Source organism: Streptomyces sp. NPDC048001 (assembly GCF_043203115.1).
Classification (GTDB): domain Bacteria; phylum Actinomycetota; class Actinomycetes; order Streptomycetales; family Streptomycetaceae; genus Streptomyces; species Streptomyces sanyensis.
On sequence record NZ_JBIDBN010000015.1, the window covers coordinates 1 to 12,266 of the forward strand.

General features: G+C 73.5%; 10 protein-coding genes. 4 read left to right on the forward strand and 6 right to left on the reverse strand.

What is annotated here, in order from left to right:
• Window positions 1–5: 5 nt before the first annotated feature.
• The 6 genes from ACGF15_RS25400 to ACGF15_RS25425 all read right to left on the reverse strand — a co-directional run bounded on the left by ACGF15_RS25400 (window position 6) and on the right by ACGF15_RS25425 (window position 6,358).
• Window positions 6–353: a hypothetical protein gene (locus tag ACGF15_RS25400; RefSeq protein ID WP_392802209.1), complete on the reverse strand. Its 348-nt coding sequence runs from the start codon at window positions 351–353 to the stop codon at window positions 6–8.
• A gap of 523 nt (window positions 354–876) precedes the next feature.
• The gene (locus ACGF15_RS25405; protein ID WP_345611390.1) at window positions 877–2,187 is read right to left on the reverse strand and encodes a DUF58 domain-containing protein; all 1,311 of its coding nucleotides are present in this window, start codon (window positions 2,185–2,187) and stop codon (window positions 877–879) included.
• 8 nt (window positions 2,188–2,195) lie between these two features.
• Window positions 2,196–3,179, reverse strand: a complete 984-nt coding sequence (locus ACGF15_RS25410) for a MoxR family ATPase (RefSeq protein WP_345611388.1) — start codon at window positions 3,177–3,179, stop codon at window positions 2,196–2,198.
• Complete coding sequence (locus ACGF15_RS25415; protein ID WP_345611385.1) at window positions 3,176–4,444, reverse strand: DUF4350 domain-containing protein; 1,269 nt, start codon at window positions 4,442–4,444, stop codon at window positions 3,176–3,178. Before ACGF15_RS25415 ends, ACGF15_RS25410 begins: the two co-directional genes overlap by 4 nt.
• Window positions 4,441–5,127 (reverse strand): DUF4129 domain-containing protein, encoded by a 687-nt coding sequence (locus ACGF15_RS25420; protein ID WP_362614330.1) that lies wholly within the window; start codon window positions 5,125–5,127, stop codon window positions 4,441–4,443. The genes ACGF15_RS25415 and ACGF15_RS25420 overlap by 4 nt, the downstream gene beginning before the upstream one ends.
• 4 nt (window positions 5,128–5,131) lie before the next feature.
• A complete protein-coding gene (locus ACGF15_RS25425) occupies window positions 5,132–6,358 on the reverse strand; it encodes a glycerophosphoryl diester phosphodiesterase membrane domain-containing protein (protein ID WP_392802213.1) in 1,227 nt (408 codons plus the stop codon).
• Between the two features lie 188 nt (window positions 6,359–6,546).
• Here ACGF15_RS25425 and mtnA point away from each other — a divergent pair, with 188 nt between their 5' ends.
• Genes mtnA through ACGF15_RS25445 form a run of 4 tightly spaced genes read left to right on the forward strand, consistent with a single transcriptional unit; the run spans window position 6,547 to window position 12,210 of the window.
• Window positions 6,547–7,692 carry an S-methyl-5-thioribose-1-phosphate isomerase gene (mtnA, locus tag ACGF15_RS25430; RefSeq protein WP_392802216.1) on the forward strand — a complete coding sequence of 382 codons (1,146 nt, stop codon included), beginning with the start codon at window positions 6,547–6,549 and terminating at the stop codon, window positions 7,690–7,692.
• Window positions 7,693–7,696: 4 nt separating this feature from the next.
• Window positions 7,697–8,386, forward strand: coding sequence for a two-component system response regulator MtrA (gene mtrA / locus ACGF15_RS25435; protein WP_305885567.1), 690 nt, complete (start codon window positions 7,697–7,699; stop codon window positions 8,384–8,386).
• A 1-nt stretch (window position 8,387) separates the two neighbouring features.
• Complete coding sequence (mtrB, locus tag ACGF15_RS25440; RefSeq protein ID WP_345611371.1) at window positions 8,388–10,376, forward strand: MtrAB system histidine kinase MtrB; 1,989 nt, start codon at window positions 8,388–8,390, stop codon at window positions 10,374–10,376.
• Entirely contained in the window at window positions 10,366–12,210 is a 1,845-nt protein-coding gene (locus ACGF15_RS25445) for an LpqB family beta-propeller domain-containing protein (RefSeq protein ID WP_392802220.1), read from the forward strand. The genes mtrB and ACGF15_RS25445 overlap by 11 nt, the downstream gene beginning before the upstream one ends.
• Window positions 12,211–12,266 lie beyond the last annotated feature (56 nt).

The window sequence follows — 12,266 nt, forward strand, 5'->3', positions numbered from 1 at the left end:
CCGAACTATTGTTGGGGAGAGCCCCGGAACACCGTGTGTGTTCCGGGGCTCTTTCGTGTTTCCGGACCGTTTTCCGGGGAGGTTCCGGTGCCCTGCCCGGGGCAGTTCCGCATGCTTCGCATACGGCACACCTGACCCGGCAGCCGGGCCGCGATCTCGCGGAAGTCCGCCATGTCGTGAGCGCCCGGCACCGCCGGACACGGTGCCTCGACCTGTCCGAGGGCAACCTCCTCCTCGACCTGGAACACGCTGTCCTCGGGGACCGCACACTGCATCCCGAACGCGATCCGCTGCATAGCGCGGACGAGTTCGCGGATGTCGTCTCCCGCCTCGGGGCCCAGCCAGATCCTCACGTTCAACTCCACGGCGCCCGGCAGATCACCGTTCTCGATGAGCAGTGCCTCCTACTCGACGAAGGAGCGCAGAGCCGCCCCGGGCAGATGGTCGGGGGCCGCAGAGCACAGCAGCGCCAGAGCGGACACGCGCCGCGGATGCGCGGCCGCCACCTCCAGGGCGACCTGACCTCCCGTAGGAAGCCCCGACGAGCGCGGCCCTCCCGACCTCCAGGTGATCCATGAGCCGGGCGACGTCCTCGGCGTCGCCGTAGGAGCCCCCGTCCGGCAGCGGAGACCGGCCGAAGCCCCGGAAGCAGCTCCTCTCCGAAGCCGCGGTGCCCTCATCCCCGCCCGGGTGGCCGGGATCTCCGACTGGGACGTGCACGTCGTCCGGCGTTCGAGCCCGTACGGCAGCAGGGTGCTCCAGTGGGCCGGCAGGCGTGCCCGGCCGATCGGTCAGGTGCGACGCACGTCGACTCGGATAGGCCGCCCGACGTGCCCCTCCGCCCCCACTGCGCCGTGACCGGGCCCCGGAGCGCCGTCAGAGGCGTCCTGCCGCCTTCAGCGACAGATAGGCGTCGGCGACAGCGGGTGCCAGGTTCTCGGGAGCGGTGTCGACGACCGTCACGCCGTACCGCTGCAGCCGGGCGGCGACGCGGTCCCGCTGGGACCCCACCTGAGCCCCGGCAGCCGCCTCGTAGACGCGTTCGATGCTCCCGCGCCCCTGCGACATCTCCGTGACACGGGGGTCCGCAGCGGATGCCACGACGACGCTGTGGCCTCGGGTGAGTTGAGGCAGCACCGGCAGCAGCCCCTCCTCCACGGGAGCGGCATCGAGTCCGGTGAACAGGACGACCAGGGAGCCGCGGGGCGCACTCTGCAGCACCGCCGCGACCAGCGCCCGCATGTCCGTCTCCACGAGTTCCGCTTCCAGCGGCGCCATGGCCTCGACCATGGCGGGCAGGGTGTCACCGGTACCGCGGCCGGGGACCTGCGCCCTCAGCCGGCGGTCGTAGGCGAGCAGCCCCACCCGGTCCCCTGCGCGGGTTCCCAGGGCGGCCAGCAGCAGTGCCGCGTCCATGGCGGCGTCCAGTCGCGGCACGTCCCCCACCCTCCCGGCGGCGGTGCGCCCGCTGTCCAGCACGACCAGGATGTGCCGGTCCCGCTCGGGACGCCAGGTGCGCACGGCGACCGACGACCGCCGTGCCGTGGCGCGCCAGTCGATGGACCGGGTGTCGTCTCCGGGCACGTAGTCCCGGAGGCTGTCGAACTCCGTTCCCCGGCCACGGGTCAGGACGCTGGTGCGGCCGTCGAGTTCCCGCAGACGTGCCAGCCGGGACGGCAGATGCCTGCGGCTGGTGAACGGGGGAAGGACGCGCACGGCCCACGGGACCCGGTGGGCGCCCTGCCGGGCGGCGAGTCCGAGCGGACCGTAGGAACGGACGGTGACGCGGTCGGCGTGGCGGTCGCCGCGGCGCGTGGGCGTCAGGCGGGTCGTCACCGTACGCCGTTCCCCGGCGGGGATCCGCAGGCGGTGCCGTGAGGCACCGACGGCGGCCCGCGGCGCCCAGCTGCTCGGCGGCCAGGCGTCGCGGAGCTCGGCGTACATCCGGCGGGACGAGGTGTTGGTGACGGTGAGGGAGACATCCGCCGTGTCTCCGAGTCGAACGGATGTATCACCAGATCGGGTGAAACGGAGCGTTCGCACTGGCGCTGCCCAGGCGTAGTCGCACAAGATGGCGAGCAGGAGGGGCACGTTGACGGCGAGCATCCCCGCCCAGCCGGGGGCGAGGAAGCCGACGGGCAGTGTGCCGAGAGCGGCGAGGAGAGCAGTCCGTCCGGTCAGAGCCATCGTGGGCCTCAGCGGGGGACGGGCACGTGGGCGAGGATCGCGGTGATGACGGAGTCGGCGGTGACTCCCTCCATCTCCGCTTCGGGCCGCAGCTGGACACGGTGACGGAGTGTGGGGAGAGCCAGGGCCTTGACGTCGTCCGGTATCACGTAGTCCCGGCCGGTCAGCCACGCCCACGCTCGGGCAGTGGAGAGAAGGGCCGTGGCGCCACGGGGCGAGGCGCCGAGGGCCAACGAGGGGGATTCGCGTGTGGCACGGCAGATGTCGACGACATAGCCGGCGATCTCGGCCGACACCGCGGTCCTGGCGACGGCGGCGCGGGCTGCTTCCAGGTCGTTCGCGTCGGCCACGGCGCGGATGCCCGCGGCCTGGAGGTCCCGGGGGCTGAAGCCCTCGGCGTGGCGCCTCAGGACGCTGATCTCGTCCTCGCGTGAGGGCAGAGGCACGGTCAGCTTCAACAGGAAGCGGTCGAGCTGAGCCTCCGGCAGCGGGTACGTCCCCTCGTACTCGACGGGGTTCTGCGTCGCCGCGACAAGGAAGGGCTCGGGGAGGGGGCGCGCGGTGCCGTCGACGGTCACCTGGCGTTCCTCCATGGCCTCCAGCAGGGCCGACTGGGTCTTGGGGGGCGTCCGGTTGATCTCGTCGGCGAGGAGGAGATTGGTGAAGACGGGTCCGGCCTGGAAGGAGAACTCGGAGGTGCGAGTGTCGTAGACCAGGGAACCGGTGACATCACTCGGCATCAGGTCGGGGGTGAACTGCACCCGCTTGGTGTCCAGTTCGAGGGAGGCGGCGAGCGAGCGGACGAGGAGGGTCTTGGCGGTGCCCGGGACACCCTCCAGGAGGACGTGCCCCCGGCACAGGAGAGCGACGACCACACCGGTGACCGTGGAGTCCTGGCCGACCACGGCCTTGGCGATCTCCGCGCGCAGCGCCTCCAGGGAGGTGCGGGCGCGGTCCGGGTGCGCGGTGGTCTCGGGGGACGGGGCGCTCATGAGGTGCGTACCTCTCGTTCGAGGGCGTCGAGTTGGTCGGCCAGTCGGATCAGGGCTGCGTCGTCGGCCGGTGCGGGGCCGAAGAGGAGGGCGTGCGGGTCCCGGCCGGCATCCCGGGACAGGCGTGCGGCGACGGCGGGGACGAGTACATCCGGTGTGTGGGTGTCCGCCGAGGCGACCCCGAGCAGGGGCGCGAGCCGGGCGCGTGCGGCGGAGCGGAGGGAGGCCGAGGCCCGTTCGCGGGCGTCCACCTGGCGGTAGAGGCGGGCGCGGCCCTCCGCGGTCTCGGAGGCGGGAACGGACACCGGCAGACGTTCGGTCACCAGCGGGCCGAGTCTCCGGGCGCGCCACACCGCGGCCAGCAGGGCTGCGACGCCCAGCTGGACCGTCCCCCACACCCAGCCGTCGGGAACGAGGTCCAGGAAGCTGCTCTCTTCCCCCGGCCGGTCGCCGGCCCGGTCGTCGCCCGGCCCGTCCTCGCGGTCGGCGGCCCCGTCTCCGTCGACGGAGTCGTCGGGAGCGGGCGTCGTGCCGGCGGAGGTGTCGCCGAAGGACGGCATGTACCAGATCAGCTCGGGGTGGGCCCCGAGCAGTTGGAGCGCAAGGGAGGCGTTGCCGTGTTCGTCGAGCCGGTCGTTGTAGAGCAGGTCGGGTGCCCCGAGCAGGACGGTCTCCCCGCCCGCCCCGGCATCCAGCCGGAGCAGGGTCGCAGCCCCGCCGCTGGGGTAGCAGAGGTCGGCTCCGCGGGCGCCGGTGGTGTAGCGGTGGCCGCCGAGTTCGGCGTCGCCCGCACGGTCCGCCGTCGGAAGGGAGCAGCCGGGGTCCAGGGGCCTCACGGGGACGGGCGGCTCGGTGGCGACCTCGGGAGCCAGACCGAGGAGGGTGTCCCGGTCGGGGGCCAGCAGCACGGTGCGTCCGCCCGTCGTGGACATCGCGTGGTGCAGCGCGTCCTGCTGGGCGTGGGAGAGAAGGCCCGGATCGGTGACGAGGAGCGTCGTGCCGGATCCGGCCGCCGCCAGCGCGTCGCCCAGGGTCGTCACCGGGTGCACGGACACGCCCTGGTCCTTGAGCAGTTCGGCGGCCGCCCTGCTCCCGGCCGGGGCCGTGGACCGTGGGTCGAGGCGTCCGAAGCCGCCGTCCGAGCGGAGGGCGGCCATCGTGATGCCGGCGGCGACCAGCAGGGCGACCACGGCGAGTGCGCCGCGGGCCCTCGCCCACACCTGCGCTCCCGTCGGCGAGAGGGACGTGGCAGCGGCGGTCTTCATACGGACGCCTCCTGGTCGGTCTCCCAGCGCGGCCTCGTCCGCTCGACGGCCGTGTCCAGGGACCGCAGCCGCTCGTACATCCCGCGGTCGGCGGACCGGCCGCCGTACGTCACGTCGTCGAAGGCCCGCGCGGCGGAGCGGAGTTCGCCGGCATGGTCCGGCAGCGCGCCGCCGGCCTCCGCCGCCGCTTCGTCAGCGGTGCGTCCCGGCCGGGCGGTGAGCATCGCACGCTCCTCCAGGGAGCGCACCAGGGCCCGCATCCGGTCCTGGAGGGCCTGGTTCCAGCGTTCGGCGGCGGCGTGCTCCTCGGCGCTTGCACGGTACTGCGCGGCGCTGCGGGGTCCCTCGTCGAAGAGCGTGTCCGAGGGCGTGGCCGTGCGCCGCGGCGAGCCCATCCGCCACCACAGCGCCGTGAGGAAGAAGCCGAGGACCACGGCGAAGAGGACCAGCCCCACCACCCCGCCCGGGCCGCTGCCGGAGAGACCGTCGAACAGCTCGCCGACCCAGTTCAGGAACGCGTCGAGGGCGCGCTCCAGAAGGTTGGGCTCGTGCTCCCGGTACACGGGGTCGGAGAGCTCGCGCTCGGCCGCCTCCCGGGCAGGGACGCGTGGCACGTCCACCGGTGTGCCGTCGCGTGCTCCGGTCAGTGGTATCGCTGCGGCCGGGCCCCCCGTGCCGGACACCCCGTCAACCCCCGCTGACGGGGGCGGACCCCGGCTCCGGGCCGTAGCCGGGCAGTCCGGCGGCGCGCGCGAGTTCCAGGTCGAGGGCCTCGCGCCGGATGCGCTGGTCGATGTAGAGCAGCGTGTTCACACCGGCCGTGATCGGATAGGTGATCGAGGAGGCGATCACCGACCCGATCCCCGTGATGATCAGGAACAGCAGTCCGAACTCCGGCGGGCTGCCGCTCAGGAGGTCGCCGAAGCCCTCGCCGTCGACCACGAAGGCGATGACGGTGAACGGAACGGCCACCACCATGCTCACCAGAAACGCCAGCAGGGCGGTCAGCAGGGTGATACCGAGGATCCGCCACCAGGAGCCCTGCACCAGCCTGGCCGACCGGCGCAGCGAGGCGAGGACGCCCTGGCGCTCCAGGACCAGCGCGGGTGCCGCGAGGGCGAAGCGGATCGACAGCCATACGACGACCACCAGGGCGGCCAGCGCGCCCAGGACGGCGAGGAGGACGCCCCCCACGCCGCCGATCAGGATGCCGGGCAGCATGCCGACGGCAAAGAGGACGGCGACGCCCACCGGCAGCAGCACGGTCAGCCCCAGCAGGTGCGGCAGCCTGGGGCGCGCCTCCCGCCAGGCACCGGCCAGGGTGACGGTGCGGCCGAGCACGGAACGGCTCACCACCACGGTCAGCAGCGCCGTGGTGAGCAGAGTGCCGATCATGGTGATCAGCAAGGTCGGGCCCAGGGAGACCAGGGATGCCTGAAGGGAGTCGAGCGACTGCCGGAGTGCCTCCTCAGGGGTGGCCTCCGGGTCCACCTGGGGCACCGAGGGCATCAGGAAGCGCTCGATGAGGATGCTGGCGACCTGGGTGAACACCGCGACGGTGACGGTCACCGCGAGCACCGTGCGCCAGTGCGTGCGCAGTGTGGTCACCGCCCCGTCGAGGATCTCGCCGATGCCCAGGGGGCGCAGCGGGATCACCCCCGGCCTGGCCGCGGGGGGCGGCCCTCCCCAGGGCCCTCCGCCGTAGGGGCCCGGATGGCCGCCGCCCTGGCCCGCGGCAGGTCCGCCCGGGCTCCGGTCGCCCTGTCCGGGCGTGGACCAGTCCCCCGGGGGCGGCTGCTCGGCAGACCACTTCGCGGGGGTGGCGTCGGCCGGCGCTGCGGGGTGCGGAACCTCGGGGCTCCGCCCGTCGGAGGGGGCCGACCCGGGCGAGGCCCAGCCCGGAGTGTCGTTCACGTGGTCCACCTCGAGATCGGGTCGCGGCGCCGGTCCGGGAGGGCGGAGCGCCTGCGGTGTGCGGTCCGCCCGGTGGGGCGGCTGTTTGGCAGCAGCCATCGTGCCATGAGGGTGCGGCCGGTGAACCGCGGCGTCGGGGTCCTCCGCCGTCCCTTCACCGTCCGGCGCCGAGCGGGCAGACTGGGCGGATGGCTGACCAGGACGTACAGAGGCCCGAGGGCGGACGGCCGCCGAGGCTGTCGGTGCTCCGCTGGGAGGAGGCGCCCGAGGGCCCCGCGCTCGTGCTCCTCGACCAGACGCTGCTGCCCGCCGAGGAGGCGGAACTCCGCTGCACCGATGTGCCCGCGCTGGTGGAGGCCATCCGGACGCTCGCCGTCCGCGGGGCTCCGCTGCTGGGGATCGCAGGCGCCTACGGGGTGGCCCTGGCCGCCGCGCGCGGCTACGACGTGGAGGAGTCCGCCGGGCTGCTGGAGCGGGCGCGCCCCACCGCGGTCAACCTCGGCCGCGGGGTCCGTGCAGCGGCCGACGCCCATCGGCGGGCCCTGGCCGGCGGAGGGTCCGCGGAGGCGGCCGCCTCCGCGGCACTCGGTGCCGCGGAGGAGCTGCATCGTGCGGATGCGGAGGCGAGCCGCCGGATGGCCTCCCACGGCCTGGCCCTCCTGGAGGAGCTGCTGCCCGGAGGCGGATACCGGCTGCTCACGCACTGCAACAGCGGCGCACTGGTCTCCGGAGGGGAGGGCACGGCCTTCGCCGTCGCGCTGGCCGCGCACCGGGCCGGGGAGCTGCGACGGCTGTGGGTCGACGAGACCCGTCCGCTGCTCCAGGGGGCCCGGCTCACCGCCTTCGAGGCCGCGCGCCACGGCATGCCCTACAGCCTGCTCGCGGACAACGCGGCCGGATCGCTGTTCGCGGCCGGCGAGGTCGATGCGGTGGTCATCGGCGCCGATCGGATCGCCGCCGACGGCTCGGTGGCCAACAAGGTGGGCAGCTATCCGCTCGCCGTGCTGGCCCGCTACCACCATGTGCCGTTCGTCGTGGTGGCCCCCACCACGACCCTGGACGTGTCCACCGCCCGCGGGGACTCGATCGAGATCGAGCAGCGCCCGGGCCGAGAAGTGACGGAGTTCACACCGCCGCGGGCGGGTGCGGATGCGGCGCGCGATGGTGGGGTGTCCCTGGCACCGTTGGGGGCACAGGCATACAACCCCGCCTTCGATGTGACGCCCCCCGGACTCGTGACCGCGGTGGTCACCGAGGAGGGGGTGTTGTCGCCGGTCACCGGCGGCGGAATCGCCGAGCTGTGTGCCAGGTCACGACGGGTATCGATGAGCTAATGGGATGATGTCGAATATGAAGGGACGAGTCCTTGTCGTCGACGACGACACCGCACTGGCCGAGATGCTCGGCATCGTGCTGCGTGGTGAGGGTTTCGAGCCGTCGTTCGTGGCCGACGGAGACAAGGCGCTTGCTGCCTTCCGGGAGACCAAGCCCGACCTGGTGCTGCTGGATCTGATGCTTCCCGGACGGGACGGCATCGAGGTCTGCCGCCTGATCCGTGCCGAGTCCGGCGTGCCGATCGTCATGCTCACCGCGAAGAGCGACACCGTCGACGTGGTCGTGGGCCTGGAGTCCGGGGCGGACGACTACATCGTCAAGCCGTTCAAGCCCAAGGAGCTGGTCGCCCGGATCCGCGCCAGGCTGCGCAGGTCCGAGGAGCCCGCCCCCGAGCAGCTGACCATCGGTGACCTGGTCATCGACGTGGCCGGCCACTCCGTGAAGCGGGACGGGCAGTCGATCGCGCTGACGCCGCTGGAGTTCGACCTGCTGGTGGCACTGGCCCGCAAACCCTGGCAGGTCTTCACCCGCGAGGTGCTCCTGGAGCAGGTGTGGGGCTACCGCCACGCGGCGGACACCCGGCTGGTCAACGTCCATGTGCAGCGGCTGCGCTCCAAGGTCGAGAAGGACCCCGAGCGGCCGGAGATCGTCGTGACCGTCCGGGGCGTCGGCTACAAGGCGGGACCGAGCTGAGATGTCCGGCGGCAGCGCTGCTCCGAAGCCCGGGGGGCCGGGAGTCCGTACGGGGCGGGCTGCCCGTCCGGGCCGTGGGCCCGCACGGCTCGGACGTCTGATCCAGGACGGCGCGCCCGGCGGGCCGATACCCCGGCTGGCCCTGCGCTGGCTGCGGCGCCCGCTGCTGCCCGCGGTACGCCTGTGGCGCCGCAACATCCAGCTCAGGGTGGTCGTCACCACCCTCCTGATGTCACTGGGCGTGGTCCTGCTGCTGGGCTTCGTCGTGATCGGGCAGGTCCGCAACGGCCTCCTCGACGCGAAGAGCAAGGCCGCCCAGAGCCAGGCCGCGGGCGGGTTCGCCGTCGCCCGGGAGCAGGCCGACACCCCCGTGGGCCCCTCGGGCCAGGAGGGCCCCGCCTCGGCCGCGCGCAACGCCAACTCCTGGCGCTCCGACCTGGTGGCGCAGCTGGCCAGCGGCGGCAAGGGCTCCTACAACGTGGTCGCGCTGAGTGCCGACTCCGAGCGCGGCGGAACCGGACGCGCCCCGCGGACCTCGGGCCTGGTCGACCCGGCCAGCATCCCGGAGGCCCTGAGGGACGCCGTCGGACGGGGCTCGGGGACGTACGAGACGTACATCAGCATCCGCTACTGGAACGACTCCTCCGACACCGAGCCCGGCCTGGTCGTCGGCACCCGGCTGAACGACATCGAGGGCAAGCCCTTCGAGCTGTACTACGTCTTCCCGCTGGCCCAGGAGGAGCAGTCGCTCGCCCTGGTCCGCGGGACGCTGGCGACCGCGGGGCTGTTCGTGGTCGTCCTTCTCGGTGCGATCGCCTGGCTGGTCGTGCGGCAGATCGTCACGCCCGTGCGGATGGCCGCCGGTATCGCGGAGCGCCTCGCCGCCGGCCGGCTCCAGGAGCGCATGAAGGTCACCGGCGAGGACGACATCGCCCGCCTCGGCGAGGCCTTCAACAAGATGGCCCAGAACCTCCAGCTCAAGATCCAGCAGCTGGAGGACCTGTCCCGGATGCAGCGCCGCTTCGTCTCGGACGTCTCGCACGAGCTGCGCACCCCGCTGACCACGGTGCGCATGGCGGCCGACGTGATCCACGAGGCGCGCAGCGACTTCGACCCCGTGACCGCGCGCTCGGCCGAGCTGCTGGGCGACCAGCTCGACCGCTTCGAGTCCCTCCTGTCCGACCTGCTGGAGATCAGCCGCTTCGACGCCGGCGCCGCGGCCCTGGAGGCCGAGCCCATAGACCTGCGCGAGGTCGTCCGCCGGGTCATCGACGGTGCGGAGCCGCTCGCGGAGCGCAAGGGGTCGAGGATCCGGGTGGTCGGCGACCGTCAGCCGGTGGTCGCCGAGGCCGACGCCCGCCGGGTCGAGCGGGTGCTGCGGAACCTGGTCGTCAACGCGGTGGAGCACGGCGAGGGCAAGGACGTCGTCGTCCGGATGGCCGCCGCCGGCGGGGCCGTCGCCGTCGCCGTGCGCGACTACGGCGTCGGTCTGAAGCCGGGCGAGGCCACGCGGGTGTTCAGCCGCTTCTGGCGCGCCGACCCGGCCCGGGCCCGCACCACCGGCGGCACCGGGCTCGGCCTGTCCATCGCCGTGGAGGACGCCCGCCTCCACGGGGGCTGGCTCCAGGCCTGGGGCGAGCCGGGCGGCGGCTCCCAGTTCCGCCTGACGCTGCCGCGTACGGCGGACGAGTCGCTGCGCGGGTCGCCGATACCGCTGGAGCCGGAGGACTCCCGGCAGAACCGGGAGCGCACCGACCCGTCGGGTGAACCGGAGGCGGACGGGCACCACCGGACGTCCGCGCCGGTCCAGTCCGTGTCGGACCTTCCGCCCCTGCCCGCCCAGCAGCGCGGCGGCGCCCCTGTCGGGGTGGACCCGGCGGCCCTGCCGGGCAGCGCCTCCCGCATCGTGGCGTGCCAGGTGGGCGAGCGCAGCGAGGAGACGTCGGCACAGGTGGTACCGGAACGGGAGGAATCGGCTCGTGGGCGCTGAACGGAACCGGCCGCACCGCCGGTCACTGCGCTGTGCTGCGCTGATCGGCTGCGGGGCCGTGGTGCTCGCCGGATGCGCGTCCATGCCGGACAGCGGGGACGTCCACGCGGTGAAGGCGTCCCAGCGGGGCGACGCCCAGGTCCGCGTCTACGCCGTCCAGCCGCGCCAGGGCGCCACCCCGGACGAGATCGTCACCGGCTTCCTGGAGGCGATGACCAGCGACGACGCCAACTTCGCCACGGCCCGCTCCTATCTGTCCGCCGAGGCGTCCGAGCAGTGGCGCCCCCAGGAGTCCACGACCGTGCTGACGGCGGCCCCCGACCCCGGGGCCCCCGTGCTGGGCACCGGGAACGACCCGGGCATGACCTACCCGCTCTACGGCCGCCAGATAGCCGGCGTGGACGCCCAGCACGCGTACCAGCCGGTGCCGCCGACCGACTACCAGCGCACCATCCACCTGTCCCGCCAGGGCGGGGAGGACGGCGAGTGGCGGATCGACAGCCTGCCGCCGGGCCTGCTCCTCGGCGCCTCCGACTTCGAACGCAACTACGTGTCGGTCAACAAGTACTACTTCGCCTCGGGGCGCGACGTGGTCGTGGCGGACCCGGTGTACATCCGCCAGCGCCAGGACCCGGTCACCCGCCAGGATCCGGTCACCCAGGCCGTGGCGGCGCTGCTCGCCGGCCCCACCGGTTGGCTGGAGCCCGTGGTCGAGTCGCGGTTCCCCGGCGGGACCGCCCTGAAGAAGGGCGTGAAGACGCTCGACCTGGACGACCGGAACGTCCTGAAGGTGCCGCTGAACGAGCGCGCCGTGGGCGTCTCCCGGACGCAGTGCACCAAGATGGCCGCGCAGATCCTGTTCACGCTCAGGGACATGTCGTCCGCCCGGGTGGAGCAGGTCGAACTGATCGGCGACGGGACGCAGCTGTGCGTCCTCAGCAGCGGCCAGGCCAAGCAGTACGCCCCCGACCACGTCGTCGGCAGCCCCGAGCACCAGTACTTCGTCGACGAGCACGACCGCCTGGCGCTGCTGGAGAGCCGCGCGGAGGACGAGACGGCCGAACCGCGGAACGTGCCCGGTCCCTTCGGCGACGGCAGGCTGCCCATGAGCAGCGTCGCCGTCTCCCGCGACGAGCGCACCGGCGCCGCGGTGTCCAAGGACGCCGCCTCGCTGTACGTGACCTCGGTGGTCACGGGCTCCGAGCTCAGGGGGGAGATCCTGCGCAGCCAGGGCCCCACCCGCGAGGAGCGGCTGTCGGCGCCGAGCTGGGACGGCCGGGGCGACCTGTGGGTCGCGGACCGCGACCCGGCCGATCCGTCGCTCGTCAGGGTCCCGCAGGGAACCGGCACCCCGCAGGACGTCCGGATCGTCCCGGGGCTCGACGGCGCGCGGATAGAGGCGCTGCGGGTCTCGGCCGACGGTGTCCGGATGGCGCTGCTGCTGACGCAGGACGGGAAGACCACCCTGAAGATCGGCCGGGTGGAGCACCGGGGGCCGAGCGACGACCCGACGGTCACCATCGCCGACCTGCGTCCCGCCGCGCCGCAGCTGGAGACGGTGACGGCGGTCTCCTGGGCCGGCCCGAGCCGTCTGGTGGTGGTCGGCAAGGAGTCCGGCGGCGTCCAGCAGGTCCGCTACATCCAGACCGACGGCTCCACCGCCGCCAACGCGATCCTGCCGGGGCTGAACCAGGTGAGGGCCGTGGCGGCCTCGGACGACGAGACCATGCCGCTGGTGGCCTACTCGGAGGAGGACGGCATCGTGCGGCTGCCCGCCGGCGCCAACTGGCAGACGCTGGTCAAGGAGGGTTCCGCCCCGGTCTACCCGGGCTGAGCCGGGAACGGTTCCCGCCACGGCGGCCGGGGCCGCGCGCCGGACCGGCGCCCGGG

What these genes read in the sequence shown, in the direction of transcription:
- ACGF15_RS25405 (WP_345611390.1), bottom strand. Translation starts at nt 2,187, where the DNA reads ATGGCTCTGACCGGACGGACTGCTCTCCTCGCCGCTCTCGGCACACTG.
- ACGF15_RS25415 (WP_345611385.1), bottom strand. Translation starts at nt 4,444, where the DNA reads ATGAAGACCGCCGCTGCCACGTCCCTCTCGCCGACGGGAGCGCAGGTG.
- ACGF15_RS25410 (WP_345611388.1), bottom strand. Translation starts at nt 3,179, where the DNA reads ATGAGCGCCCCGTCCCCCGAGACCACCGCGCACCCGGACCGCGCCCGC.
- mtnA (WP_392802216.1), top strand. Translation starts at nt 6,547, where the DNA reads ATGGCTGACCAGGACGTACAGAGGCCCGAGGGCGGACGGCCGCCGAGG.
- mtrA (WP_305885567.1), top strand. Translation starts at nt 7,697, where the DNA reads ATGATGTCGAATATGAAGGGACGAGTCCTTGTCGTCGACGACGACACC.
- mtrB (WP_345611371.1), top strand. Translation starts at nt 8,388, where the DNA reads ATGTCCGGCGGCAGCGCTGCTCCGAAGCCCGGGGGGCCGGGAGTCCGT.